This is a genomic window from Pandoraea pnomenusa (assembly GCF_040391475.1).
GTDB lineage: Bacteria > Pseudomonadota > Gammaproteobacteria > Burkholderiales > Burkholderiaceae > Pandoraea > Pandoraea pnomenusa_C.
Genome location: NZ_JBEBXS010000006.1, coordinates 61,147 through 87,433, shown reverse-complemented (window position 1 = coordinate 87,433; position 26,287 = coordinate 61,147). Strand labels below are relative to the sequence as shown.

The following is a 26,287-nucleotide window of genomic DNA, read 5'->3' as shown; positions in this document are numbered from 1 at the left end:
CGTCAAAACACCAACGTAGCCGTCGCCATGAACGTCGCCGTGCTCTTGAGCCGGTTCGTGCTCGCGACCGTCGGTACCCAGCGGGCCGAGAACGACAGCGGATGTTTGCCCGCAACCTTGGTGTCATACGTCACGATCGGACCCATCGAGAAATCGTGTCCGCGAAAGCCGTTCAGACGATCGGCGGTCGGACCACTGTCGCTGCCCAACTGTTGCGTCGTTCCCATCACGAGTCCGATCCCCAAGCCGTTCGAGAACTTCTTCAGACCCATGACATCGAGTGTGAACAGTGGTGCGTTCTGGTAATTGGTGGCCGTGTTGCGTGTATAGAACTGCACCCCGGCGATGACATCGAATTCGAGACCGTATGACGGTACGAACTTCGTGTAGGCCACCTGCGGGATGAAGGTCCAGTTGTTCAGGCTCGTGTTGGCCAGTGCGTTCGGATCGTAGCGCCCGGTCGGCGCCCAGATGGCGACCGAAAACGACATGTGGTCCGTCTGCGAAAAGTGGTAGCCCGCAATGATCGGCGTAAAAGAGATGTCGAACAGGTTCGACGCCGTCTGCGACGTGCTTGCCGACGCTTGCCCGACGCCGAGGGTGGCCGTGGTCCTCGTCCACAGATAGGGCAGCGTAAAGCTCGACGCGAAATTCCACGCCCCGGTGCCGGTGTTCCACGTCTTCATCAGGGTGGCAAGCGTGAACGACAGCTGACCGTCCAGCCCGAGCGAGGTCTTGCCGGCAATCGGCACTTCGCGGCTCCCGCCGATGCTGCCGTCGAAATAGATTTCGGCGATGTTCACCGCCCAGATCGGCTCCGGCGACACCACGCCCGCATTCGGTTGCACGCCGGTACCGCTGACGGGCCGCCCGAGCGCGCCCTCGGTCGCATGCACGGGGGGCGCGAGCAGCGACAGCGCACTGAACGCCGCACTAATCGCCAGAGCGCCGTGGCGACGGGAAAGCATCGGGGACCTTCTCGCGAAGCGGGGCAAGGACATGGCGTTGGCCTCGGGCGTCATGGATGTGAAGCGGGATGTGAAGCGGGATGTGAAGCGGGATGTGAAGCGGGGCGTGAAGCGGAACGTGAAGCCCCGGTACGCTCACCGGCGAACCAGCGGAAGTACGGGTTGTCGCCGTCGAGCTGCATGGCGGCGTCGAGCTGTCGCGCCCACGTATTCCGGTCGCCTGAGAGTGCCGCGAGCGACGCCTGATAGAACGACAGCAGCGCCTGCCGTGAACGGGTGAGGTCGGCCTTGAGCGCATCGTCGGCACCGTTGACGGGCGGCTCGGTCTGCAGTGAGAGCAGATGCTCGAGCGTGGGCGCGAACGCCTGCCGTGCCACCCAGGGCGCATATTCGATGCCGGGTCGATCGTCGGTGACGGGCGCGGCATCTTCCGCGTAATAGGCCAGTCCGGCGCGGTCCGTGACCCAGGTCGCGAGCAACGCCCCCGGGGACGCCACACCGACTTCACCCAGTGCCTGGGCCACACCCGGCTGCGCGAAGCGCGCCCGGATGGACGCCGCGTCGAGCACAAGTGGCTGCTGCCCGCCGACGAGCAGCATCTCGTGTAGCTCCGTGGTCCAGAGGCTTGCGTGCGGGAATACCGCGATGAAGCTCGCGATGAGCGCCTTGGTCTCGGCTTCGTTCTGCGTGGGCAACGGCAGCCATTGCGCAACCACACCGCCTTCGCTCAGGCGTTGCGACGCGAGCCGGTAAAAGTCGGTGGAGTAGAGGTTGGCGACGCCCGACGCGCTCGGTGGCGGCGGTTCGAGCGTGATCAGGTCGTAGCGTTGGTCACTACGCAGCAGTTCCCGGCGGCCGTCGCGCACCCGCATCTCCATGCGCTTGTCACGCGCCACATCGTAGTTGCCCTGAAAGTTCGACGACGCCCGAACCACGGCCGGCAACAGTTCCGCCGTCACGCGCTGCGACAGCCCGGGGTATTGCAGCAACGCCCCGGCGGTAATGCCTGTGCCAAGGCCGATGACCAGCGCGTGCTTCGGCTGGCTGTGGCCGACGACGAGCGGCAGCAACGCCTGAAGCCGCATGTATCGCAGCGATGTCATCGCGTCCCCCGAATTGGAGACGCCCTGAATATAGAGACGATTGAACGTGTGCGTGCCCGAGTGCTGTGCCAGTACCGCCACCGTCGCACCGCGCCCTTCGTCGTAGAAGCGAAGCTCGCCGCCGCGTGCCTCGGTGAGCAGCGTGGCCAGTCGCTGCGGCGGGGTCGCAATGGCAGCCGTCACGAGCAGGAGCGTGAGCGCGACGACACCGGCCCGTGCAGCGCGGCCCCCACCGTGTATGACGGCGACGAGCGCAACGACGCAGGCCAGCCCCGCCAGCACGCCCAGCGTGCGCACGAGACCCAGCGACGGCACAAGCCAGAAACCGGTCACGAGCGAACCGGCGATGCCGCCCGCCGTGTTGAGGGCCACGACACGTCCGACGCCACGGCCGACGTCGTCAGCGTCTACGGCGAGCCGCAACACATACGGAAAAGCGGCACCCAGCAACAGCGTCGGCACGAAGACGATCCCGAGTCCCGCCACGAGAAACCGCGCGCACATGGCGAGCGTGGTGCTGTGCGTCATTGCGTAGACAAAGCCCGCGAACTCGCCCTGGGCGATGAAGATCCAATCACCCAGCCCGTAGAGCGTGCCGACGGCAGCGACACCTGCGCCCGCGACGAGCCATCCGAACATGCCCCACGGATCGCGTGAGCGCCCGACGTGGCGTGCGACCAGGGCGCTCCCGAGCGTGAGTCCGCAGAGATAGGTCGCCAGCACGATGGCAAAGGCAAAGGCGCGTGTGCTGACGAACTGGACGATGGCCTGCGACCACATGACTTCGTAACCCAACGCCACACCGCCAGCGAGTGCGTACAGCCATACGGCAAGGCGGACTCGACGGCGGGCCGGTGTATCGGCGGAGGTGGCCGGGGGCGGGGAAGGGTGCCCGATACGTGGTGGGACCACGGCTGACGCCCTGCGCGAAGCGGCGACGGCCGCGAAGGCAATCAGCACGTTCACACTGGCGGCGGCGAAAGCGGCACCTTGAATGCCTAGTGAGGGAATCAACCAGAACGGCACGGCCAGCACGCCGACCACGGCGCCCATCGTGTTGGCGGCGTAGAGCCTGGCACCGACCTGTCCGACGTGTCCGTCGATTTCGCCGCGCGAGCGCATGAGCACCGGCAGCGTGCCGCCCATGAAGACGGCCGGCAGGCCGACGAGCAGGAACGGCAACCCCCAGGCCACCACGCCGGCGTGGGCTTCGAGCCACGCGAACGGCAATGCCGCGCGGGCGAGCAGCAGGGTACTGGCGACGGCGGTCAACGCGACCGTGGCTTCGAGCCCGGCGTATAGCCGCATGGGATTTGCCGTGAGATCGGCGCGGCGGCCGAAGTACCAGCCACCGAATGCGAGTCCACCAAAGAAGGCACTGATCGCGACGGACACGGCGTGTACCTCCACGCCGACCACAAGCGAGAGTTGCCGGATCCACAGCATCTGGAACACGAGCGCCGATGCGCCCGAAAGCACCAGCAGCAACGCAGGCCATGCGACCGAGGGGGCGGCCTGGACGAGGTTGGCGGCGTCCGTCGAATCGGTTGGGACCGAGGGAGCTGAGGGAGCCGGCTGGGCCGGCGCGGCGGATGCTGCGGTCGTGGAGGCGCTCGCCCGGTTGCGGCGGCCGCGAGGGGCGGAAATCGACGGCGATGCAAGCATATCGGTCATGTCGCGCAGTTGTCGTCTTCGGGTTGTGGCGCTACAGCGTGTTGGGTATTCGACCCCGCGCCGAAGTCTGTCGACTCCGGCGCGGCGGGGTTGCGGCGTCGCTTACTCGAGGCCGCGGTTCTTGAAGGACTGATCGATCTTCTTGTCCACCTGTTTGCGAACCTGGTCGATGCTGAAGCTGGCCGGTCGCTGGCTCGGGGGATAGTCGACGAACGTCTGCAGGAAGCCCGACGCCTTCATGGTTGCAATGGCCGTCAGATATGAATTCTTCGCGAGCCAGTCGTTGTACTGGTCGGAAGTAATATCCGCGCGTTCATAGGGATCCATACGAAGGTTGAACATCTTCGGCACGCGAAGACAGACGAATGGTTCCTGCCAGATGTTGAAGTTTCCTGGCGCGCGCTGCTCGCAGAACACGGCCTTCCAGTTGCCGAAGCGCATGGCCACGAGTTCGCCGTCGTCGTTGAAGTAGTAGAACTCGTCTCGCGGCGCCTTGGTCGTCTTGCCGGTGAGATAAGGCAACTGGTTATACCCGTCGAGATGGTTCCGGAACTTGGTCTTGCCACCCTTGGGCGTCCACCCCTTGAGCAGCCGGTCCTTGACACCATCGTCGCCGGCAGCGGCGAGCAGCGTCGGAAACCAGTCGAGGCCGGAGAAGATCTCGTTTGACACGCTGCCTGGCTTGATCTTGCCGGGCCAGCGGATCATGGCAGGCACACGGAACGCGCCTTCCCAGTTGGAGTCCTTCTCGCTGCGGAACGGCGTCATGGCGGCGTCGGGCCAGGTGAACATGTTCGGGCCGTTGTCCGTCGTGTAGATGACGATGGTGTTGTCGGCGATCTTGAGGTCGTCGAGCAGCTTGAGCAGTTTGCCCACGTCCTGATCGTGCTCCCACATGCCGTCGGCGTACTCGTTGCCCGGCATGCCGCTCTTGCCGCGGAATTCAGGCCGCACATGCGTATAGATGTGCATGCGCGTGAAGTTCATCCAGACGAAGAATGGCTTGTTCGCCTTGACCTGTTTCTGGATGAACTCGGTCGCCTTGCCTTCGGTCTCGTCGTCGATCGTCTCCATGCGCTTCTTGTTGAGCGGGCCGCTGTCCTGCACCTTGCCGTCGGAGGTGCTGTGAATCACGCCACGCGGCGAGAAGTTCTTCACATACGGGTCGTTCGGGTCTTTCGGCCAGTACGGACGCTCGGGTTCCTCTTCGGCGTTGAGGTGATACAGGTTGCCAAAGAATTCGTCGAAGCCATGATTGGTCGGCAGATACTCATTGCGGTCGCCGAGGTGGTTCTTGCCGAATTGTCCGGTCGCATAGCCGAGCGGTTTCAGTGCCTCGGCGATGGTGATGTCGGTCTTTTGCAGACCGACGGTGGCCCCCGGCGCACCGACTTTCGACAGGCCCGTGCGCAGCGGCGATTGGCCGGTGATGAACGACGAACGTCCGGCCGTGCAACTGTTCTCGGCGTAATAGTCGGTGAAGATCATGCCTTCCTTGGCGATCCGGTCGATGTTCGGCGTGCGATACCCGACGAGGCCGTTGGAATAGGCACTGATGTTCGACTGACCGATGTCGTCGCCGAAGATCACCAGAATATTCGGCGGCTTGGTGCCGCCTTGCGCTGGCGCGTCGCCGGGCGCGACCAGCACGTAGGCTGCCGTGACGGCGAGCATCGCTGTGCTGGTGAAACTGAAGACACGTCTGAGTGAGAATGACATCGTCGTCTCCAATGAGGAAAAGTCGAATGTGCGCTGTGCGGTCTTGTGTCTACCCCGAGGCACGGTGCGCGTTAGGTGTGGAACTCGTGTGCTCAGTGCATGGCGTTGGATGGAGGGAGTGTGGGAAAAATGACGGCCCAGTCGTGCTGCATGCTCACGACCGTCCAGCCTCGGGCGAGCGCGGCATCCCACGCCCGGTCGAGCTTGCCGATCTTCGACTTGCGGTCGTACGCGAACTCACGCGCCCCGTCGTCGTGATGCACCAGCAGTGCCAGATGGGGTCCATTGCCGCTGGTCGTGTACTCCAGCATCTGGAGATCGCCGTCGGAGTTGCCGAACGCAAGAATCGGCTTGCGCCCGATACGCCGATAGATGCCGACAGGCTTGCCGGGGCCGTCGTCGACAAAATCGACCGTGGGCTGGCGCACGAGCTGCCCCTGACCGTTCTGGCTGACGTACTTCACGCCTTCGTTCGTTCCGATGACCTGCTCGGGCGGGATACCGTAGACGCGCTCGACCCACGCCCGCATGAATTGCGTGGTGCCGCCGGAGACGATGTACGTCTTGAAGCCATTCGCGCGCAGATATGCAAGTAGCTCGAGTTGCGGCTGATAGACGAGCGACGTATAGGAACGGTGCAGCGTGGGGTGTTGCGCCGAGGCAAGCCAGTCGTCGATCTGTTCGTCATAGTCTTCGACGCTCATGCCGCTGTTGGCAGCGGCCAGCAGTTGCAGGAGCGGCTTCTTTTGTGCGCCAAGCGTGGCCATGTCGCCCGCCATCAGGGCGCGGAATGCCGGATTGCGCTTCCACTCCGGATGCGCAGGCGCTTTCGCCTTCACCTGATCGACCATGAAAATGAGCTGGAAGTAGAGCGGCTGTTCGCTCCACAGCGTGCCGTCGTTATCGAACACCGCGATTCGCTCGGCTGGCGCTACGTAGTTCGCCGTCCCCTCACGGGTGACGTCCGAGACGAACGTCACGATGGCCTGCTTCGCTGCGCCATCTCGCCACGAGGGCAGGCCGGTGGCCGACGCGCTCGCCTGATCCGTGGGGGCGCCCGGCGGCGTGGCCGACGAGTTCGCTGTCGTGCAGGCTGTGACGGAAAGCGCAAGCGCAATGGCGGCGACAAGCGTCGTGGCCGCGCCTCGCCACTGGCGCGTACCGCGTCGTTGGACCGCTCGCATGCAGGTGAGGTGATGGGTCATCAGACTCGATGGTCGTCGCGATCCGGTCACGGCGCCTGACGTGCGACCGGTTTGGCCGGTGCCGTCGAATTCGCCGCCAGCGTGTTCTGGCCGTGTTGCCGAGACGCCTGCCACGCGTTCTCGTCCATCACCAGCCGGAAGCCCAGATGCGACATGCTGTTGTACGGATCGGTGCCACGTCGTGCACTCGGCCGATAGCTCAGGCAGTACGCCTCGTTGCATAGAAACGAGCCGCCGCGCGTCACGCGTTTGGGCGCTTGCACCGGCACACCGGCGTCGGCCGGGTCCCACGAGTCGGCCGGGCCGGGCGGATTGTCGATTGGCTTGCCCGCCGACGCTTCACGCCGGAACTGGTCGGCGCGATACCAGTCGGCGACCCATTGCCACGCGTTGCCTGTCATGTCGGAAAGCCCGTAGCCGTTCGGCGGGAACGTACCGACCGGACTGGTGCCGACCGCGCCGCCGGCTTTCGGATTGACGACCGGAAACGGCTGCGCCTGCTCGCCTTCCCATACGTTGGCCATCTGCTTGCCACCCGGGGCGAACTGCTCGCCCCAGGCGTAGGTGGCTTGCTCGAGGCCGCCGCGCGCCGCGAACTCCCATTCGGCTTCGGTCGGCAGCCGTTTGCCAGCCCACCTCGCGTAGGCCTGCGCGTCTTCATAGGAAACCTGAACGACGGGATGATCGTCTTTGCCCGCAATGCTGGTGCCGGGCCCGCCGGGGTGGCGCCAGTCCGCGCCGGGTACGAAGCGCCACCAGCGTGAATAGTCCTGAAGCGGCACCGGCCGGTCGGTGCCGACGAACACCATGGCGCCGGGCACGAGCGCGCTATCCGGCGGGCGCGGCGTGCCCGGGGGCAACTGCACCTTGAGCGTTTCCCACTCCGGTTTGCGCTCGGCGGTCGTGACATATCCGGTAGCCGATACGAAGCGCCGGAATTCCGCGTTGGTGACGTGGTGTTCGTCCATCCAGAAGCCGCGAATGCGCACCGGATGGGCCGGCTTTTCGTTGGGCTGCGCCATGCGGCTGTCGCTACCCATCAGAAATGGTCCGCCGGGAATCCACGCCATGCCCTTGGGGCCACGCACGCCGTCGCCCATCACGACCTTGATGTCTCGCGGGTGGGTGGCGTCGTTTCGTGTCATCGCCCATGACATCGCACCGCCGGCCGCGACGGATGTACCCAGCGCGGCGCCAGCCCAGAGAAGGAACGTTCGGCGGCCACGCTGCGGCGCACCCGCCGTCGAGGCAGCGGCGGGGCGATCGGTGCCCGATGGCGTGTGGGGTTGCGCGGTACGTTTGCGTCGTGACATGTGCCGAGGCTCCTGCTTGACCTACCGGAATATTCCGTTCGACGACTCAAGCGAAAGCTTCGTCAGCCTCCGAATTGGCTTAAAGCCTATTATTTAATTTAAGTAAACTCAATTGAAATTTTGGAGATCTATCGAATAAATCTTTGACGCAAACAGATTGTTTGCTTACTGTTGATGTTGATTTTCATTTGTCGATTGTGAGGTGGAGTATTTTTAAAATTATTTAAATTATCGGTATTATGAAAAATACCATTATCGAATTCGAAAAAGATATCGCGCAGGCGGTCGTCGGCCAGGAAGCCGTGGTCCGGCAGATCCTGATCGCGATGCTCGCCGACGGTCATGTCCTGCTGGAGAGCCTGCCGGGGCTGGCGAAGACGCGCACCGTCAAGGCCATTGCGGCGCGTCTGGCAGCCACGATGCGCCGGATCCAGTTCACGCCGGACCTGCTGCCGTCGGACATCACCGGTGGCGAAACACTGTTGCAGTCCGGTGCGGAACGAGTACTTCAATTTCAGCCGGGGCCGATATTCGGTAATTTAATACTCGCCGACGAGATCAATCGCGCACCGGCAAAAGTCCAGTCAGCATTACTCGAGGCGATGGAAGAGCGACAAGTCTCCGTTGCGGGAAAGACGCATCCGATGGCCGATCTCTTTATGGTGATGGCCACGCAGAATCCGATCGAGCAGGAAGGCACCTATCCCTTGCCGGAAGCGCAGATGGATCGCTTCCTTTTAAAAATACTCATTACGTATCCGTCGCCGCAGAGCGAGCAGAGCATGTTGCAACTGTTGCGCGACGAAACGCGACGCACGCCGGAGGCAGGTAGCGCGCTGTCTCAGGAAGACGTTTTTTCGGCACGGCGTGAGATTCAGGATATTTCGGTGGCGCCGGCCATCGACGCCTACATCGTGGCGTTGGTGAGTGGTACCCGGCATGGGTTGGCCACCGATCCCGACCTCGCGCGATGGATCGAGGTCGGTGCCAGCCCTCGCGGCGCGATCGGGTTGGATCGCGCCAGCCGCGTGCATGCCTGGCTGGAGGACCGCGACTTCGTTACCCCGGACGATGTGCGTGCCGTCGTGCATCCTGTGTTGCGGCATCGGTTGGTGCTCTCATACGACGCCAACGCCGACGGCATCGATGCCGACCGTGTCGTCGACCGGCTCGTGGACACCACGCCGGTGCCGGCCTGAGCGTGGGCGTCCGTTCCGAGCGCGCGCCCATGCCCACACGACCGACGTCTTCCACGACCCACCGCGACATTCCCGCCGATACCCTCGGCACCGTGCATGTCGACGTGCCGCATCTGATGCGGCTGCGTTTTCGCGTGCGGGGCATGAGCTTCGTGGCGCCTGCGCCGGTTCGCAGTGTGCTGTCGGGCAACCACGCGTCGCGTTTGCGTGGACGCGGCCTGAATTTCGACGAAATTCGCGGCTATGTTCCGGGCGACGATATCCGTCACATCGACTGGCGCGCCTCGATGCGCTTGGCGCGTCCGCTGGTTCGTGCCTATACGGAGGAGCGCGACCGGCCCGTACAGGTCGTGGTGGACCAGCGCATGAGCATGCATTTCGGCTCGCAGCGGGCCTTCAAGTCGGTCGTGGCGGCCGAGACGGCTGCGCTTGCGGCGTGGATGGGGTACGGCGCGGGCGACCGTGTCGGTGGAGTGGTGTTCAACGATTCGCAGGTCGAGCGCGTGCGGCCGTTGCGAAGCCTGAGCCGCATCGCGCGTCTGTTCGGTGCGATTGCGCGGATGAACGCCGAACTTCGCGCCGACAGTCCCGCGCGAACGGCCTACGGGCAACTCAATGCAGCGCTCGGCCAGTTGCTGCATATGGCGCCGCACGATCATCTGATTTGCATTGTGAGTGATTTTGCGGGTGCCGATGCGCGCACGCAGGCGTTGCTGCGGCAACTGAGCGTTCATAACGACGTTGTCGCCGGGCTGGTCTTCGACCCGCTGTGGCAGCACGTCGACGAACGCAGCGCACTCGTGGTCAGCGAAGGGCATTTGCAAGTGGAGCTTCGTATTGCCAGCGAGCGCGTGCGCGCCCCGGTTGCCGCTTTCTTTCGTGGGCGTACGGCCGAAGTCGCCGATTTGTTGCGATTGAGCGGTGTGCCGTGGATGCCATTGTCCAGCGCAGAGCCCGCACTCGATCAGGTCCGCCGCATGCTTGGCGCACGGCATCACGTGACGCATGGGGGCGGCCTATGAGTGCAGCAGCGGCGGTCGCCACGTCCACCACACCGGCTTATGCGGACTTCCCCGACGACGCACCGGACACGATGGAAGCGTCGGTGGCACTCACCGGACTCGACGAGCTCGCGCTGCCGGCGCAGGTGTCGTATCTGCCGCAGACATGGGGATGGGCTGTCGTTGCAGTGCTCTTGCTGCTGGCGATGGCGTGGTGTGCCTGGCGAGTTTGGCGGCGTTATCGGCGCGAGCGCTACCGGCGCCTCGCGCTGGCCGAGATCGATGCGTTGATTCCGCTCGCTCGTGACCCGGCGCGGCGCACCGCGGCGGTGGCGTCGGTCGCCGCGTTGCTCAAGCGCACGGCGATGGCGGCTTACCCATCGGCCGCACCTGCTGCATCGACCGGCGTAGCGGCCATGCGGGATCAGGCATGGATCGAGTTCCTGAACCGGCATCGAGGACATTTCGAGGCCCGCGATGGCCAATATCTGGCGATGGCCAGTTACGCACGCACCGGCGTGGACGGTACGCCCCAGCGTGACATCGACGCGCTGATGCAGCGCGCACGCCAATGGATACGTGAGCACCATGTGGAAGTTTGAGCTTCCGTGGATGTGGCTGTTGCTGCCGCTGCCCGTACTGGTCGCATGGCTTGTGCCGCCTTATCGTGCCGCGGCGCTGGCGATTCGCACACCGTTCTTCCACGAAATGGCGCAGGCGGCAGGCGAGCGACCGTCGCCCGGCGGCGTGCATCTGCGGCGCAACTTGCTGCAGTGGGTGTTGCTGCCCGTTGTGTGGGGACTCGTCGTGTTGGCGGCGGCACGCCCCGTGCATGTCGAGCCGCCGATCACGCACGAAACCCCGGCGCGTGACCTGATGCTGGCCATCGACCTGTCGCAGTCGATGGGCACGCCCGACTTCGTGAGCGCCGCCACCGGGGAGCGAACGGACCGACTGACGGCGGTGAAGCACGTCGTGGCCGACTTCGTCGCGAAACGACGGGGCGACCGCATTGGGCTGGTCGTGTTCGGCGATGCCGCGTACCCGCAGGCGCCACTCACGCTCGATCACGACAGCGTGCAGATTCTGCTGGATCAGATGCAGATCGGCATGGCGGGCCCGCGCACGGCGATTGGCGACGCCATCGGGCTGACCGTCAAGCTGCTCGCCGATTCGACCGCTCCCGAAAAGGTGCTGATCCTGCTCACTGACGGCAATGACACGGCCAGCAAGATACCGCCGGATCAGGCGGCGCGTATCGCCAGGCAACACCATCTCGTGATTCACACGATCGGGATCGGCGACGAGAATGCCACAGGCGAAGATCGTGTCGATCTGGCCGCGTTGCAGCGAATTTCCAGCACCACGGGCGGACGGTCGTATCAGGCATTCGGCCGGGAACAGGATCTCGCCGACATCTACACGCAACTGGACAAACTCACGCCCGAGCGAATCAAACGCGACATCTACCGACCCCAGACCGAGTACTTCTGGGTGCCGCTCGGCCTGGCGCTGCTGCTTGTGGCGGTCTATCACCTCGTCGCGCTGCTGGTCGCCGTGATTCGTGGGACGTGGCGCTCGCGAAGCACGGGCGATCATCGGGGGGGCGACGATGCCGTCGATGCGCCTGGGAAGCGCCTGGCCCCGCGTGCCGCCGATGCGGCGCCGGCCCCGGTGACGGAGGCGGCGAATGGAAATTGACCTGAGCGCCTTCCACTTTCTGCGGCCGATGTGGCTATGGCTGCTGGTGCCCGCGGTGCTGTTGCCGGTCGTCTGGCGCAGACGCAGTGATGTCCGGGTGCGTTGGCGAAAATTCATCGCGCCCGCGCTGCTTGAACACCTGCTGGTGGGCGACACGCGTGCGCGACGTCTGCAACCGGTGCATACGGTGGCCATGTTGCTTGCGGTCGGCGCCCTTGCCGTCGCGGGGCCGACGTGGGAGCAGGTGCGCCCGCCGTTCAGTCAGGACAAGGCGCCGATGGTCATTGCGCTGGCGCTCGACCGGTCGATGGACGCCACTGACGTGCCGCCGACGCGGCTCGAACGGGCGAAGGCGAAGGTGCTCGATCTGGCTCGCGCGCGCAAGGGCGCTCGCACGGGGCTCGTCGTGTTTGCAGGCACGGCGCATCTGGTCGTGCCACCGACCGAAGACCCGGCGATGCTCGATCTCTATGTGCCTGCGCTCGCCACCGATTTGATGCCGAAGGGCGGCCAGCGCATGGATCTCGCGCTCGACGTTGCCGAGCGGTTGCTCGCGCATGAGACGGCGGCCGGGACCATTGTCTTCATTGGCGACGGCTTCGATGCGGCGTCGCGCGAGGCATTCGTCGCGCGTGCGAAGGCGTCGAAACAGCAACTGCTGTGGCTGGCGGCCGGTACTGCCAGTGGTGGCGCGGTGCGCAACGCCGACGGTACCGTGGCGACCGACGCCAACGGCTATCCGGTCACGGCGACCTTCGACGCGACCGGGATCCGCAAGCTGGCGGGCGACGCCGGCATACCGCTGGCCAGCCTGCGTGCCGACGGCGACGACGTGGTCTGGGTACAACGCCGCGCACAGACGTACCTCGCCGAGATGGACGAAGCGCATCGCGAGGCGCGCTGGGAAGAAAACGGCTTCTGGCTGATCGTACCGGTGCTGCTGCTGGTGCTTGTGTCGTTCCGGCGCGGCTGGACGGTCAAGTGGTTGCCTGCAGTCGTCCTGTCGCTCGCGTTCGCGGCGGTACCCGACAGTGTTCGTGCGGCTGACAAGGCGCCGCAAGGCGATGGCTGGCGATGGATCGATGCCTTTGCCACGCGCGATCAACAGGGACGGTGGTATTTCTCGAAAGGCGACTTCGCCACGGCGGCGGCTCGTTTCGACGATCCGATGTGGAAGGGTCGCGCGCAATACGCGGCGGGAGATTACGACGATGCGCTCGCGACGTTCTCGCAGATGTTTGCTCAGCGAAAGCGCGATGTCGTCGCGTTCTACATGGGGAATTCGCTCGCCCATCTCGGCGACTATGCGGGCGCGATCAAGGCATACGACATTGCACTGTCGTTGCATCCGGACTGGGCGGAGGCCAAGGCCAACATCGCGCTCATGAAGGATATGCTCAATGCACCTCAGGAAACGGACGACGCATCGCAGCAGGTGTCGCCACAGGAACAACAGAACGATAAGCGCAAAGGGAAGGGCGCGCCGAAGCCCGTGGCCGCGATGGCGCCTGCCGAGGATGTCTGGATGCGGGGCCTGAACACGTCACCCGCCTTGTTTCTGCGTCAGCGCTTCGAGCAGGAAGCCGCAATGCCCGTCGAGAAACCTGCGCCCGTTAAGGCATCACCTGAAAGCGGCGCGAAGGCAGGTGGGCCATGAACCGACTGGCGCTTCGCGGGTTCCTGCATAGGGCGATGGTGCTCGTCGCGGTGGCAAGTGTTGCCATGACGGTGGCGCTTGCCCGCGCCGACGACGCGCCGCGAACGATGATCCGCGCGCACCTCGAACCTGCGGGACCGATCGTCGCCGGCACGCAAGTCAGGTTGGTTGTCGACGTGCTCACGACGACATGGTTGAGCGACGCGCCCGATTGGCCGCTGTTCGATTTACCGGGCGCCATCGTGACGCTGCCCGACGAACAGGCCCACAACGTCAACGAAATGATCGGCGATCAGCGATGGTTCGGCGTGAGCCGCGCGTATCGCATTGCGCCACAAACCGGACGTCGGTACACCATCCCGTCGTTTGCAATTCATGCGCAGCCGGGCGGCGCGACCGGGCCGGTCACGCTCATGACGCCGACACTGTCATTCGTCGCGACGGTGCCGCCCGGCGCCGAGGGGATGGCGGTGTTCTTTCCGACGACGCATCTGACCGTCAGCCAGCGCATCGATCCGTTGCCGTCGCGTCTGCAGGTCGGCGATACGATCACCCGCACGGTGACGCAACGGGCCGACGCGACGCAAGCCATTCTGATTCCGCCCGCCCCGCTGGGCGACGTGGAGGGCACGCAGCGCTATGCGCGTCCGGCCGAGACGAAGGATGACCTCGAAGGCAGCCGTGGACTGGTGGCGGGCATCCGCACGGACTCGGCGATGTATGTGGTCAACCGTGCCGGCCATATCGAACTGCCCGCCATCGACATCGAATGGTGGAATACGGCGACACAGCGCCGTGAGAAGACCACATTGCCCGCCGTATCGCTGAGCGCCCGGGGCGCCCGAGAGACCCCGCTGTTCGAGATTCCGGCCGAAGCGGTCGGTCGCGCGGCCCATCGGGTGATCGTGCTGGATCGATCCGATCTCTGGCTGACGGGCGCCGGCATGGCTGCATTGGCCGCTTTGCTCTGGCTATGGCCTCGAATCGCAAACGCCGTGCGGGGGGCGCGCCAACGCTTCGTCGCATGGCGACAGGCCGTCCGGACGGGTGAGCCGCATGCGTGGCGCGTTTTGCGTCGTGCGGCGCGCAACCGGTCGTGGCCGGCGTTCGTGGCGTCGCTGTACGGTTGGCTGGATCGCTGCGCAGCGGACCACGGGGCAGGGCGCTCGGGATTGGCCGACGTCGACTCGCCCGGCATCGCACCGCTTCGAGACGCGGTGTATGCGCGCTACGCGGCCGGTGATACGCCATCACCGGCGGCCACTGGCCCTGAGCGCGGTTTCATGCACTGCCTCACGCAGGTCAGGAGGCAGATGAAGCGGGCCGCGCATCGGTCGAGCGAGGCCGATGACCTGCCGCCGTTGTACCCTCCGGCGCGCTCGCGCCGCCCCGGTCGTCGTCCTCCCCCTTGACGAGGCTTCCCGATGCCACGCACTTCCCCCCGCTTCGACGACGTCACCCTCGGCCTGCTGCACGCGGCTGCGCGCCAGGCCAATGCCGTGCACCGGGACTCCAATACGGCGTTCCTCGATCAGTTCATTCGCGACGCGTGCGCCACGACACATCGGCTGCACAGCGCGCAAACCTACTTGCGTCTGCTCTCGGGGGCCGGGATCGAACGGCTGCCGAGCGCGGGCACCGTGCAACGTGCCATCACGCGTGCTCGAATGGCGCCACCGGGTATGGCCGGCAACGTCAACGCTCCGGGAAGCGGCTTACACGCAGCGACGCAACACACGCTCGCGCAGCAGGTGGCGCGTGCAATGGCGCTACTCAGCCCGGATGCGACCGGGTTTCCCGCGTCGGACTCTGCAGGCGAACCGCCATTCGACGCCGCCGACGCTTATCGTCGGTTACAGCGTCTGGAAGGCGAGAATCGGGCCTTGCGGGTGCGTGCGGAAGAGTTGACGGCGATGCTGATGGCAGCCCGTGTGGCATTGGCCGAAGCGCTTGGTCATCACGGGCGCCGGGGCGATGGGATGTTCCCGTCCGGTACGGGACAGGGTCCGGAACCGGCAGGACGACGAGAGAGAGGAAACAATCGCGGCTGAGATCAGGACATGCCGGGGACGAGTATGCATTGCCCGGTAAACCGGGTGCCGCTCCACGTGATGTTCAGCGGGCGTGCCGGATCTTTGCAGATGAGGGTTTGCAGCGTGCCGAACCGGTCGGTATGCATGGACGACTGCTCTCCTGGCTGCAGGCCGTAGAAACCAGAGTACTGCTTCTCGCACCGCGCGGCGTCGTCGGCCGAGTTGTCTCCGGTGACGCACCAGGCCACGATGATCGCGTAGCTACACGTGTTTTTTATGCCGGTCTCCCAGTCCCACCAACCACCCCAGCCCTTGCCACCGCGCGGAATCCGCACCTGCTCTACGCAGCCTGTGAGTGGCGGAACGGTCTTGCGTCCTGCGTTGGCATTGCTGCCAGTCGTGCCGCCCGACGCTGCACCATAATTGTTACCGGATGCGGCGACCGCCATCGGCGCGGGCTGCACTGCAGGCATGGCCGACGAGGACCCGCTCCCCGAGGTGGCTTGAAGTGCCGTCGCAACGGCCTGCATCTGCGCCGCGTTGCGCCCGCCGCCGCTGGCGACGCCTTGCGCGGCGGCGCCCAGCAGGCTGGCGACGAAGGAAAAAACCCCCGGACCGTCGGAGGACGATGCGGTGCTGGCGCGCGTGCGCACGCCATTGGAGTACGTGGCGATGAGCGAGCCGTCCGCATTCGTATCGGCGCCATCCCATATCTTGCTGTTGACGAAGGTTCCGGCGCGCTGCGAACCGTCCTGGGCGAATGTGATGACACCCGGGCCCTCGAATTGGCTGTTGAGCCACCGCCCGGTGTAGACGTTTCCGTTGGGTTCCACCTGGGTTCCATCGCCGGTCATTTCGCTATTGACGAAGTCACCTTCGTAGCGCTTGCCGCTCGCCCAGACGTACAACCCCTTGCCGGTTCGCTTGCCTGCGATGAAATCGCCTTCGTAATAGTCGCCGTTCGGCCACCAATACTTGGCCCGGCCGGTGCGTCCGTCGGCGGCGAACGGTCCTTCGTAGCGGTCACCCGAGGCCCAGGTGTAGACGCCTGTGCCGCTGCGTTTGCCTTGGCTCATCGGGCCTTCGAAGCGGGCGCTGAACACGCCGTCCTTGATCCATTCCTGCACGCCCGGCCCGTCGGCGATGCCGTTCTTGCAGGGGCCGACCCACGTGGAAGTCCAGACGGCACCGCTGGTACCCTCGTCATCCGACCAGACCTTGCAGTTGGTATTCGAGGCGGTGATAAAGCCCGTGGCGTGTGCCGGGGCGGCACCGAGCAGCCCGATGGCCCCCGCGGTAGCGAGCGCGAGCAATGCCCCCCGCGTCAGATTTGACCCGTGTGTCATGACTTTCTCCCTGGTTATTGTGTGCATCCGGTTTGGCTGGGAAGATAGCGAAAATTCCGACCGTGCGGCATCCACCATTTGGGGGACGCCGGGGTCTTGTCAGCGACCGTCGACACAGGGCGCGCAGGGAGGAAAATCGTGACGCTGAAATGGATGAAAGGCATCCCATTGATGGTGTTGTCTCTGGCCTGTGCGGCGACGTCGGTCGAGGCCGCTTCTCCAACGAATGGCGACGACATCGACCAGAGCCTGGCGCACTGTCTCGCCGACCCCGACAAAAAGGCGACCGGCGATCAGGATGCCTGTATCGACACCGCGACCCGCGCGTGGGACGACCGGCTGAATGCCACCTATCAGGCGTTGCAACGCGACTTGCCGGACGCGTCTCGGCCGGTGCTGGTGGCCGCACAGCGGGCTTGGGTGGCGAGCCGCGACGCCGATCTGAAGCTCATCGCCGCGGTGTATGGCACGGTGCACGGCACGATGTATGCGCCGATGAATGCCAACGATGTGATGTCGGTGACCCGTCGCCGGGCGCAGACGCTGATGCGCTATTTCTCAGTTGTCTCCGGCGCACCGTCCGCCATGCCTCCGGTGAACGGCTGGCCGTTGCCGGTGGCCCTGGAACGGCCAGACGGCGGCAGCCCTGTCCCGCAACGGGGGCTTCGCTTCGAACTGGCGAATTGCGTGAAGTTGACAGAGGCGGGTGCGATCGCGCGGTGTGCAAAGCAATCGACGCCACGCTACGCGCGAGACATTACGGTGATTTCGACGACGATGGCGCGGCGAATGCCCGCGGCTTCTCGGGGGACCGCGCGAGTGGCGGCAGCCCAATGGCGCCGCTTCATGACGGCTGAAGCGGCGCTTGCCGATGCGGTCTGTCCGGACAGTCAGACGCCACAGGGTCAGGCCTGCCGGGCGCTGCAAGCCCGCAACGACACGTTCGCTCGCCTGCAGTGGCTGGTCGGCCTCGAAGGCATGATAGGCGCCAACTGAACGGTCAACGGGTGCGTTGCACGCGGAGCATCAGCCAGACCATGACCGCAGTGACCGCCACCGTGGCGACAGCCGCCTTCCAGATGGAGTGCGTGACGTACCAGGTGCCGACGGCCGTCACGCCGAACAGCAGAATCGCCAGCCATTCGAGCGCCTTGTCGAGGCCCGTCTGATCGCGATACGTCGGCTTGCGCTTTTCAGGCGTGTCGGCAACCTTGGCCGACGCTGTCGCGCGGGCCCGGGGCGCACAAGCCGGGAAGGCGTCGACCAGCGCCTTGCTCGGCCACGGGTTGACCTCGGCATGGGCGTAACCTACGCCGGTCGCGCGCCAGACAGCGTCGCCGTCGGCAGCGCGTTGCAATGCCTCGGTTTCCTCGACGAGATGGGCATCGATCGGTGTGCCACCGTCCAGCGAGGCGACTTGCTCCATTTGCGCTGTCAGCCATTCGGTGGCATCGGTGACATCGGGCAGGCCGCTCGTGCGAATGAGAATGAACGGGCCATATGCCGTGCCAACGTACTCGACGAAGGCGTCGTAGATCGGGCGATAGCGTTCGCCGAGCAGGTCGATCAGACGATCCCGCCGTCGCGCGGCGCACTCGAGCGCCAGCGTTTTGGTCGTGACCAGATACGGGTATTTCGCAGCCTTTTCGTCCGGTGTCGCGCTTTCGAGGAACTCTTGCAGTTCAATGGCTTCGTCTTCGGGATCGTAGTCGTCGACCACGTAGGCGAAATGAATGTCTTCGGTGGCAAACAGCACCTTCCAGAAGAGGGGGAGGCAGGCGTTTGCCTCCAATGACGGGCCACCGGCGGCAAAGTACGACTTCAATTCGCCCTTGCGGCCCTCCGGCATGCGTGGCCAAGGCGGACTCTCGAGAAAGACAGGATGTGACATGTCTTGAGCCTTCAACTGAGTTGGTCGATGCAACCAGGGATTGGCACGCCGAAGTATCCAGGCAAAGCCCGGCGGGCCGGGGAAATTCTGGCCGAAGTGACGGGTTTTGTCACCCACTCGACGACGGACCCGGTGGATGGGGTGAGTTGCAAATGCAATTCATGAATGGCATGATCCGCACGTTACGATTGCACATGCAATTGATGGATCGTTTCCGGCCTCCATCGCGCATGCCTTTCCCCATTGAAATGAAGACGGACGGTAAGCATGGCTATCCAGCTCTACGGCTTTTGGCGATCGAATGCGGCGTTTCGTGTGCGTGTGGCGCTGGCGTTGAAGCAATTACCGTTCGAGGAGATCGAAGTGGATTTGCTGGCGGGGCGCCAGTTCGACACGGCCTACGCCGAAGTGAACGCCGGGCACAGTGTGCCGACGCTGGTGCATGACGGGCAGCGAGTGTTCCAGTCGCTGGCCATTATCGAGTATCTCGACGAGATGTATCCCACGCCGCAGTTGATGCCGTCCAATGCGATGGACCGGGCTTATGTGCGCGCCCTGGCGTCGGTATCGGCGGCGGATTCGCATCCGCTCGTGGTGCCGAGGGTGCGAAAGTACCTGACATCCGCGCTCGGGGCGGACGCGGCGGCGGTACAGGCATGGTGCCGCCATTGGGGCAGGGAAGGGCTGGCGACTTACGAGCGCATGCTCGCTGAACGGCCGGCGGCGCCGTTTGCGCTTGGCGACGCGCTGACTCTTGCCGACATCTGTATCGCCGGTCAGGTGGTCATCGCCAACCTGTATCAGTTGGACTTGTCGGCGTTTCCCAACGTCGCCGCGCTGTCGGCGCGTTGTTTCGCGATGCCGGAATTTGCCGCCGCGCATCCGCGGCGACAGCCCGGCTTTCAGGCCTGAATCGGGGCCGTGGAGAAGCGCTCGCGAAGCTCTTCCAGGCCGAGTGATTCCAGCACGTTCTCGAGGCGTTCGGCCGGTCGGCGACGCGGCAGATCCTTGTACTGGGCGACGATGAGTTCGTTCTTCATCGAGTGCTCCCAGCCCACCAGCTCGGTCACGCTGACTTGATAGCCATGCGCTTCGAGTTGCAGGCAGCGCAGCACGTTGGTGACCTGGCTACCGAATTCGCGTGTGTGCAGCGGATGACGCCAGATTTCCGTGAGCGGGTTGCCTGCCAGTTGTTTGCCCTTGTGCTTGCGCAGGACGCCGGCGACTTCCGCCTGACAGCACGGCACCAGAACGATATGGCGCGCCTGTTTGGCGAGTGCGAAGCGGATGGCGTCATCGGTGGCAGTGTTGCACGCATGTAGTGCCGTCACGACGTCGATCTTTTCGGGGAGATCGGGCGAGGTGATCGAATCGGCTACCGACAGGTTCAGGAACGACATCCCCGGAAAGCCCAGGCGCTGCGCCAGCGCCTGCGAGGTCTTGACCAGTTCCTCGCGGGTTTCGATGCCGTAGATGTGCGAGTCGTCCGCCAGCGACTTGAAGAACAGGTCGTACAGGATGAAGCCGAGGTACGACTTGCCCGCGCCGTGGTCCGCCAGCGTCACGCGGCCGCTGTCGGCCTTTACTTCCTGCAACAACGGCTCGATGAACTGGAACAGGTGATAGACCTGCTTGAGCTTGCGGCGGCTATCCTGATTCATCTTGCCGTCGCGCGTCAGGATATGAAGTTCCTTGAGCAGCTCGACGGACTGGCCGGGGCGGATTTCGTGCGTGTTCGACATGAGGACTTGAATGACTGCGGGAGGCGAACCGTCCCGGAAAGACCGCTAGTTTACCGAATTCCGTCCCGGAACGAGCGCGGGCCAGCCGGTGCAGGCCGCCAGGGTGCCGAAGCTGGCTTCAATGCCATGACGCGGACGGCCTTCCCACTCGACGCTTCGCCGCAGACACCCCCACGGGAAGGCGTCCATTGGGCACTGTTGGGCGCAGACGACGCAGAACCGGCAATTTCTCGCGCCCGTGCTATTCTTGAACTATTCATGAACTATTCCATTGTCGCTGAATAACGGGCCGGCCCATGTCAGAACCACTGCCTCGAATCGACGAACTTCGGCGCCTCCTGTCCCACGGGGTAAGGACGGCGCACGAAATTACGTCGGCGATGGCCATCAGTCAGCCGACGCTTTCGCGTCTGGTCCGCAGTGCCCCCGAACTATTCACGAACTTTCGAATTTCGGGTGAGCGAACGCCGAAATACGGTCTTCTGCGAGCGCTGCCGAGCGCGCTGAATGCTCGCCAGCCCGTGTATCAGGTCCTCGGCGACGGCGCGATCGAGCCGTTCGCGCAGATGGAGTTCCTGAGCGGCGGGGCGACACTGGAATTGTCTGATCGTCGGAACCGGCTTTATGACGGTCTGCCGCCGTATATGCATTTTGCGTCGCCGTCAGGTTTTCTGGGGCGTCAGGTCGCCAGATCTGCGGCGCTGGGAATGTTGTTCCCGGCGAATCTGCGCGACTGGAGCGAAGAGCATCGGATCGCATTTCTGTTTGCGCGGGGCTTCAATCTTCCAGGCAACCTGATTTATGGCGACGCGTCGTTGCAGCGGGAGATGGAATTCCGTCAATTGGCACCGGTGACCTCGGACCAGAAGCTCGAGGCCTTCGAGGGCATGGCGAACCAACTCAAGGATGCCTCGTACGGATCGAGTGCGGGCGGTGAACAGCCCAAGTTCCTTAGCTTCACGCAGGACACCGGCCACGTGATCGTCAAGTTTGCGAAGCAGGGCTCACGCATGGCCGATCTGCTCGTGCTGGAGCATCTTGCGCTCGCGTCGCTCGATGTGGCGTGGGTGCCTGCGGCGCAGACCGAGCTGTTGACGTCCGAAAACTATGTCTTCCTCGAGGTGCGGCGTTTCGATCGCATCGGCGCGTTTGGGCGCGTGGGCATGTTGTCGGCGGGGGCGATCGACGACGAATGGTTTGGTCGGCGCGACACGTGGTCCGAGTTCGCCGTGCGGTGTGAGCAGGCGAAGCTATTGTCGGCGGAGGAAGCGTCCCGGATTCACGTCATGGCAGCATTCAGCGAACTCATTGGCAATGGCGACCGGCATTTCGAGAACATCTCGCTGCTGGCGGACGAACGCGGGCGGTTTTCTCGTGTTGCGCCCGCTTACGACATTCTGCCGATGCGTTACGCGACCGTGGGCGGCGGCGTCGACCCCGATCTTTTGCCGATCACACCGAGGGTCGGCACGATCGGCGCGCGTCCCGTTGTATGGGACAGGGCGTTTCGTGCGGCGGAAGTGTTTTGGGCGCGCGTGAGTCGCAACGAATCGCCGGTGCCGATTCCGGTCGCATTTCGAGAACTTGCGACGGCTAATCTGACTGTTGCGCGAGATTTCGTCGTGCCGCTGATGCCGACGCGCAGGCAAGGGGAGTAGGGCGCGTTGGTTCTCATGGGCGGGGCGGGGCGTCACCGGCGGGCGCGAGCCTCGTACCAGCCTTTCGTTCGATTCACGACCCGTACGACGAACAGCATAAGCGGCACTTCAACGAGTACACCGACCACGGTGGCAAGTGCTGCACCGGAGCGAAGCCCGAAGACGCTGATGGCCGTGGCAACCGCCAGCTCGAAGAAGTTGCTCGCAGCGATAAGGCTGGACGGTCCCGCGACGCAGTGCGCCACGCCGAGTTTTCGGTTGACGAGGTAAGCGAGCCCCGCGTTCAGCAGAACTTGCAGGACTATCGGTACCGCCAGCAGCGCAATGACGAGGGGCTCGTTAAGCAGCGCTTCGCCCTGAAAGGCAAAAAGCAGAACGAGCGTTGCCAGGAGCGCCCCCATCGAATAGGGCGCGATGGCCGAGGCAACGGCCGCGAGGCGAGCTTTCCCACGCGTGAGCAGCGTACGACGTACGGCTTGCGCCAGCGCCAACGGAATCAGGATATACACGACGAGCGAGACGATCAGCGTCGGCCACGGTACTGTGACTTCGGACACACCGAGCAGCAAGGCCACGATGGGCGCGAACGCCACGACCATGATGGCGTCGTTCAGGGCCACCTGCGAAAGCGTGAAGTACGCGTCTCCCTTGCACAATTGCGACCACACGAAGACCATTGCCGTGCAGGGGGCAGCGGCAAGCAGAATCAGTCCTGCGGTATAGCTGTCCAACTGATCGGCCGGGAGCCATGCGGCAAACAGATGACGAATGAAGAACCCCGCAAGCAGGGCCATTGAAAACGGTTTGACCAACCAATTCATCGCAACCGTGACGCCCACGCCCCGCCAATGCTCCGCGACACGCCCAAGCGAGGCAAAATCGATATTCAGCAGCATCGGCACGATCATCGCCCATATCAGCACGCCGACCACGATGTTCACGTGTGCGACTTCCAGCCGGGAAATTTGCGCGACGGCGTCCGATGCGATGTGCCCGATGAGCACGCCGGCGGCCATGCAAAGCAACACCCACAGTGACAGATAACGTGCAAACGCACCCATCTCGGTCGAAGGAGAGGCCGTTGGGGTATCGGATGGCAGTTGCGCAGACATCATTCCCCCTTGGCACGAAGCGCATCGCCCATGCTTTGAAGCTCGCCATATGCGGCGGCCGGGTCGAGTTTGTCTAGTTGCAGATCCACGAGAAATTCGATTCGCGTGCGCAATTGCACATAGGTTCGGAGGAAGGCACGGCGGATGTCGTCCGGAGTACCTTTCGTCTGCGACGGGTCGGGCACGCCCCAGTGCGCTTTGGCCGGATGACCCGGCCAAATGGGACAGGTTTCATCCGCCGCGTTGTCGCATACGGTGAAGACAAAGTCGATAGCTGGTGCGCCAGGTTGTGCGAACTCGTCCCACGATTTGCTCCGGAGGTCCGACGTGTTGGTGCCATGCAACGCGAGCAACTCAAGCGCAAACGGATTGGGTTGACCGGCGGGTTGGCTGCCGGCGCTGAACGCGACGAAACGCTCGCCGCCAATGTCGTTGAGAATGGCTTCTGCGAGGATGGACCGTGCTGCGTTATGCGTGCAAAGAAACAGCACGTTGCTCTTGCGGGTTTCTGCATGTGTCATGATTGACTAAAATTCCGGAAATATCGAAATTTTGAAAGTGTTGCTACGCCTATCCGGCGTACGCGCCTCGTTCTCAACATTGCCGCCTAACCAGAAATTGCAGACCACATTGAACGATTCCGATGCCGTCAAAGCCCTTGCCGCATTGGCTCAGGCCAATCGTCTCGCCGTGTTTCGGCTGCTGGTTGTCGCCGGCCCCGACGGGCTGAGCGTTGGCAGCATTGCCGAAGCCCTGGGGCTCGCAAATGCCACGCTTTCATTTCATCTGAAAGAGCTCACCAACGCAGGACTCATCGCGTCCAGGCAGGAAGGCCGCTTCATTTATTACTCGGCATCGATGAGCAAAATGAACGCGCTCATCGGATTCCTCACCGAAAACTGCTGCCAGGGCATGCCGGGACTGTGCGAGCCGGCGTCATCTCGAAAGTGTTGATCAGCAGCAAGCTTTTCTGGCACCAGACGTGTCCGGGCGGGGCGACGAGCAAGCTGCGCCACTTATTTCCTCGCCCCGTTGCCCGGCGTTCGCGCCGTAGGTCGGGATGCTCGACAACGTGTGATACGCCTCCCAGGGGACACCAGCCGGATCTTCGGTCCAGTGCTTGTTGGACGACGCGTAGCAACACTTCGCGTCCGGCTGATTCGTCACATTGGCGCCCGCGAGTTCCAACTGGCTGCGCAGGACGGCAAGCTCGTCGTCCGAATCGACCTGAATTCCCAGATGGTCGATGCCTGCCTCTGCGCCATGTGCGGAAATGGCGAAATTCAGACGAGGATCGTCGACCAGCCATTTAGCGTAGTCGTCCTTGAGTACTGACGGTGCCTGACCGAAAAGCCCGGTGTAGAAGGTCACGCCGGCAGAAATGTCCGGCACGGTGATATGAACGTGGAATCGCTTCACTTCGGATACTCCTCATGTTGGCCGACGCCTGAGCGCATTCACGGTGACGCGCTGGCGCAGGGGTTTTCGAACAAGAAATCGGGAAGCTGAAATTTCGATATTTCCAATGTTATGGAATTGTTGGTTCGTGTGCAAGCGGCAAGGCTGTGGATTGGGGGGCAATTTGCCCTTTCTTTTGCACATCGGATATTCGCATAATGTACATTATGTTAAATCAAGTATTGCAGGAGACCCGCATTGACCAGTCCACCAACAACGCCCTCATCTGTAGCCGGCTCGGATAGTCGGCGGACGCAACTTAGGGCAATAACCCCTGCTTTCTCGGACACAAATATGCAACTGTACTGAATGCAGATGTCGGTGAATCAGTTTTCGGTGGCGACGTCGATTCTGATGGACTCTGATCTGATCGCAGCACTGCCTGCGCGTATTGCCATGACGCCGCCCACGCGAGGCAAGATTGCGATGCGCCCGCTGCCGTTCTCGGTGCCGGTCATCGTGCTGTTCCTGAGCTGGCACCAGCGCAGCAATACGAGCCAGGCGCATCAGTGGATGAAGCAACGCATTATCGAAGCGACCACATTGCTGAACCTCGGGGCCGACGCGCTCACCGGGATATGAGAGCGAAAGGATCGATCAGGCCCGTGTCCGTTTCGAAAAGCAGCCAACTTTCTGCGGGCCTATCGCCGCCCGCCATGTATATTGCCTGCCACGCCGCCTGCCACGCCGCCAATCGCTGCGCCGGTCCAGACGTCGCCGCCCGAGATGGCTGCGATACCCGCGCCGGAGGCCGCGCCAATCGCGGCCCCGCTAACGGTGCCCTGCTGGCGAGGCGACATGTCGGTGCAACCGGTCACGACAACGAGACTGCCCATACCGATGATCAAAAAGAGTCGCTTCATGGTGTTCCTCCTCACTGACCTTTATCCAGATTGGGCTTGACAACTTGGAACCAAATCGTCTCGATAACCGGGTGTTGGAGCATCGTCGGATTTGCGGCGTAATACCGATCCAGGGACTGGCGCACGCTGTCAAGCGTCTCGCCATGCAGCCCCTTCTCGAAACGCTGCGCGACACCGTCGTTCCTTGCGTTGTAGGTGGGATAGGCGCGCTCCACTTCGAGCAGATTGGAAATGCCGACGAGGTAGGCCTTCTTTTCCCCGTCCGTAGAGGACACCCAGTTCTGCCCGGTAACGATCGGAATTGTTTCCGCTCGCGCGACATTACCCGCCATCGCCAAGGACAGACAAGTCAGGGATAACAGCGTTTTTATTTGCGGTTTCATGGTCATCACATCCCTCGTGGTAGTCACTCGCTCCAGGTCGTCCGCGCCTTCGCGCGGTCAACCAACCAGTAAATTCGAAGGGTTTTTCTTCTGACAACTATTAGTTGCTTTTCGCAATAAGAATTCTGTAGTTTAAAAATCTTAGTTTTTCTGCGCGAAAACGCAAGTGGATCACGCTGCAGAGCCTGAGACTTTCAATTCGTCAGACGACCTCATAATTGGTATGTGATTGATTTTGTTAGTTCTGTTAAATGGCTGTGA

25 protein-coding genes are annotated in these 26,287 nt (G+C 63.5%); 12 read left to right on the top strand and 13 right to left on the bottom strand.

From position 1 onward, the window contains the following. Window positions 1–2 precede the first annotated feature (2 nt). The 5 genes from ABWO90_RS08720 to ABWO90_RS08700 all read right to left on the bottom strand — a co-directional run bounded on the left by ABWO90_RS08720 (window position 3) and on the right by ABWO90_RS08700 (window position 7,826). Window positions 3–968 carry a SphA family protein gene (locus ABWO90_RS08720; protein WP_353190819.1) on the bottom strand — a complete coding sequence of 322 codons (966 nt, stop codon included), beginning with the start codon at window positions 966–968 and terminating at the stop codon, window positions 3–5. A gap of 50 nt (window positions 969–1,018) precedes the next feature. Then, window positions 1,019–3,745 (bottom strand): fused MFS/spermidine synthase, encoded by a 2,727-nt coding sequence (locus tag ABWO90_RS08715; RefSeq protein WP_353190818.1) that lies wholly within the window; start codon window positions 3,743–3,745, stop codon window positions 1,019–1,021. A 102-nt stretch (window positions 3,746–3,847) separates the two neighbouring features. After that, the gene (locus tag ABWO90_RS08710; RefSeq protein WP_502922582.1) at window positions 3,848–5,419 is read right to left on the bottom strand and encodes an arylsulfatase; all 1,572 of its coding nucleotides are present in this window, start codon (window positions 5,417–5,419) and stop codon (window positions 3,848–3,850) included. Between the two features lie 137 nt (window positions 5,420–5,556). Beyond that, window positions 5,557–6,648 (bottom strand): HAD family hydrolase, encoded by a 1,092-nt coding sequence (locus tag ABWO90_RS08705; protein WP_353190946.1) that lies wholly within the window; start codon window positions 6,646–6,648, stop codon window positions 5,557–5,559. Window positions 6,649–6,695: 47 nt separating this feature from the next. After that, entirely contained in the window at window positions 6,696–7,826 is a 1,131-nt protein-coding gene (locus ABWO90_RS08700) for a formylglycine-generating enzyme family protein (RefSeq protein WP_353190945.1), read from the bottom strand. Between the two features lie 395 nt (window positions 7,827–8,221). Here ABWO90_RS08700 and ABWO90_RS08695 point away from each other — a divergent pair, with 395 nt between their 5' ends. The 7 genes from ABWO90_RS08695 to ABWO90_RS08665 all read left to right on the top strand — a co-directional run bounded on the left by ABWO90_RS08695 (window position 8,222) and on the right by ABWO90_RS08665 (window position 15,591). Beyond that, entirely contained in the window at window positions 8,222–9,181 is a 960-nt protein-coding gene (locus ABWO90_RS08695) for an AAA family ATPase (RefSeq protein ID WP_353190816.1), read from the top strand. 116 nt (window positions 9,182–9,297) lie between these two features. After that, window positions 9,298–10,203: a DUF58 domain-containing protein gene (locus ABWO90_RS08690; protein ID WP_353190944.1), complete on the top strand. Its 906-nt coding sequence runs from the start codon at window positions 9,298–9,300 to the stop codon at window positions 10,201–10,203. After that, entirely contained in the window at window positions 10,200–10,784 is a 585-nt protein-coding gene (locus tag ABWO90_RS08685) for a DUF4381 family protein (protein WP_353190815.1), read from the top strand. Before ABWO90_RS08690 ends, ABWO90_RS08685 begins: the two co-directional genes overlap by 4 nt. Beyond that, window positions 10,771–11,883 (top strand): vWA domain-containing protein, encoded by a 1,113-nt coding sequence (locus ABWO90_RS08680; protein ID WP_353190814.1) that lies wholly within the window; start codon window positions 10,771–10,773, stop codon window positions 11,881–11,883. Before ABWO90_RS08685 ends, ABWO90_RS08680 begins: the two co-directional genes overlap by 14 nt. Then, window positions 11,873–13,540 (top strand): vWA domain-containing protein, encoded by a 1,668-nt coding sequence (locus ABWO90_RS08675; RefSeq protein ID WP_353190813.1) that lies wholly within the window; start codon window positions 11,873–11,875, stop codon window positions 13,538–13,540. The genes ABWO90_RS08680 and ABWO90_RS08675 overlap by 11 nt, the downstream gene beginning before the upstream one ends. Beyond that, the gene (locus ABWO90_RS08670; RefSeq protein ID WP_353190812.1) at window positions 13,537–14,952 is read left to right on the top strand and encodes a hypothetical protein; all 1,416 of its coding nucleotides are present in this window, start codon (window positions 13,537–13,539) and stop codon (window positions 14,950–14,952) included. The genes ABWO90_RS08675 and ABWO90_RS08670 overlap by 4 nt, the downstream gene beginning before the upstream one ends. A gap of 12 nt (window positions 14,953–14,964) precedes the next feature. Then, window positions 14,965–15,591: a hypothetical protein gene (locus ABWO90_RS08665; RefSeq protein ID WP_353190811.1), complete on the top strand. Its 627-nt coding sequence runs from the start codon at window positions 14,965–14,967 to the stop codon at window positions 15,589–15,591. 2 nt (window positions 15,592–15,593) lie between these two features. On the opposite strand, the gene ABWO90_RS08660 is transcribed toward ABWO90_RS08665, so the two are convergent. Beyond that, complete coding sequence (locus tag ABWO90_RS08660; RefSeq protein WP_353190810.1) at window positions 15,594–16,919, bottom strand: MORN repeat-containing protein; 1,326 nt, start codon at window positions 16,917–16,919, stop codon at window positions 15,594–15,596. Window positions 16,920–17,057: 138 nt separating this feature from the next. On the opposite strand from ABWO90_RS08660, the gene ABWO90_RS08655 reads away from it, so the two are divergent. Beyond that, the gene (locus tag ABWO90_RS08655; protein WP_353190809.1) at window positions 17,058–17,915 is read left to right on the top strand and encodes a lysozyme inhibitor LprI family protein; all 858 of its coding nucleotides are present in this window, start codon (window positions 17,058–17,060) and stop codon (window positions 17,913–17,915) included. 4 nt (window positions 17,916–17,919) lie between these two features. Here the strand turns inward: ABWO90_RS08655 and ABWO90_RS08650 are convergent, their stop codons facing one another. Continuing rightward, complete coding sequence (locus ABWO90_RS08650) at window positions 17,920–18,810, bottom strand: hypothetical protein (RefSeq protein WP_353190808.1); 891 nt, start codon at window positions 18,808–18,810, stop codon at window positions 17,920–17,922. A gap of 267 nt (window positions 18,811–19,077) precedes the next feature. On the opposite strand from ABWO90_RS08650, the gene maiA reads away from it, so the two are divergent. After that, entirely contained in the window at window positions 19,078–19,722 is a 645-nt protein-coding gene (gene maiA, locus ABWO90_RS08645) for a maleylacetoacetate isomerase (protein WP_353190807.1), read from the top strand. Here maiA and ABWO90_RS08640 read toward each other — a convergent pair. Continuing rightward, window positions 19,713–20,552 carry a class I SAM-dependent methyltransferase gene (locus tag ABWO90_RS08640; RefSeq protein ID WP_353190806.1) on the bottom strand — a complete coding sequence of 280 codons (840 nt, stop codon included), beginning with the start codon at window positions 20,550–20,552 and terminating at the stop codon, window positions 19,713–19,715. The genes maiA and ABWO90_RS08640 overlap by 10 nt on opposite strands. A 380-nt stretch (window positions 20,553–20,932) precedes the next feature. On the opposite strand from ABWO90_RS08640, the gene ABWO90_RS08635 reads away from it, so the two are divergent. After that, the gene (locus tag ABWO90_RS08635; RefSeq protein WP_353190805.1) at window positions 20,933–22,210 is read left to right on the top strand and encodes a HipA domain-containing protein; all 1,278 of its coding nucleotides are present in this window, start codon (window positions 20,933–20,935) and stop codon (window positions 22,208–22,210) included. Window positions 22,211–22,242: 32 nt separating this feature from the next. On the opposite strand, the gene arsB is transcribed toward ABWO90_RS08635, so the two are convergent. Further along, window positions 22,243–23,271: an ACR3 family arsenite efflux transporter gene (gene arsB / locus ABWO90_RS08630; protein ID WP_353190804.1), complete on the bottom strand. Its 1,029-nt coding sequence runs from the start codon at window positions 23,269–23,271 to the stop codon at window positions 22,243–22,245. Window positions 23,272–23,321: 50 nt separating this feature from the next. Continuing rightward, the gene (locus tag ABWO90_RS08625; protein WP_353190803.1) at window positions 23,322–23,843 is read right to left on the bottom strand and encodes an arsenate reductase ArsC; all 522 of its coding nucleotides are present in this window, start codon (window positions 23,841–23,843) and stop codon (window positions 23,322–23,324) included. A 109-nt stretch (window positions 23,844–23,952) separates the two neighbouring features. On the opposite strand from ABWO90_RS08625, the gene ABWO90_RS08620 reads away from it, so the two are divergent. Next, entirely contained in the window at window positions 23,953–24,276 is a 324-nt protein-coding gene (locus ABWO90_RS08620; protein WP_353190802.1) for an ArsR/SmtB family transcription factor, read from the top strand. Here the strand turns inward: ABWO90_RS08620 and ABWO90_RS08615 are convergent, their stop codons facing one another. After that, a complete protein-coding gene (locus ABWO90_RS08615; protein ID WP_353190801.1) occupies window positions 24,277–24,741 on the bottom strand; it encodes an ArsI/CadI family heavy metal resistance metalloenzyme in 465 nt (154 codons plus the stop codon). Between the two features lie 360 nt (window positions 24,742–25,101). Here ABWO90_RS08615 and ABWO90_RS08610 point away from each other — a divergent pair, with 360 nt between their 5' ends. After that, complete coding sequence (locus tag ABWO90_RS08610) at window positions 25,102–25,362, top strand: type 2 periplasmic-binding domain-containing protein (RefSeq protein ID WP_353190800.1); 261 nt, start codon at window positions 25,102–25,104, stop codon at window positions 25,360–25,362. 59 nt (window positions 25,363–25,421) lie between these two features. On the opposite strand, the gene ABWO90_RS08605 is transcribed toward ABWO90_RS08610, so the two are convergent. Together ABWO90_RS08605 and ABWO90_RS08600 are read right to left on the bottom strand one after the other, a co-directional pair. Continuing rightward, window positions 25,422–25,643 (bottom strand): YMGG-like glycine zipper-containing protein, encoded by a 222-nt coding sequence (locus ABWO90_RS08605; RefSeq protein WP_353190799.1) that lies wholly within the window; start codon window positions 25,641–25,643, stop codon window positions 25,422–25,424. A gap of 11 nt (window positions 25,644–25,654) precedes the next feature. Continuing rightward, entirely contained in the window at window positions 25,655–26,032 is a 378-nt protein-coding gene (locus ABWO90_RS08600; RefSeq protein ID WP_353190798.1) for a hypothetical protein, read from the bottom strand. Window positions 26,033–26,287: the final 255 nt, after the last annotated feature.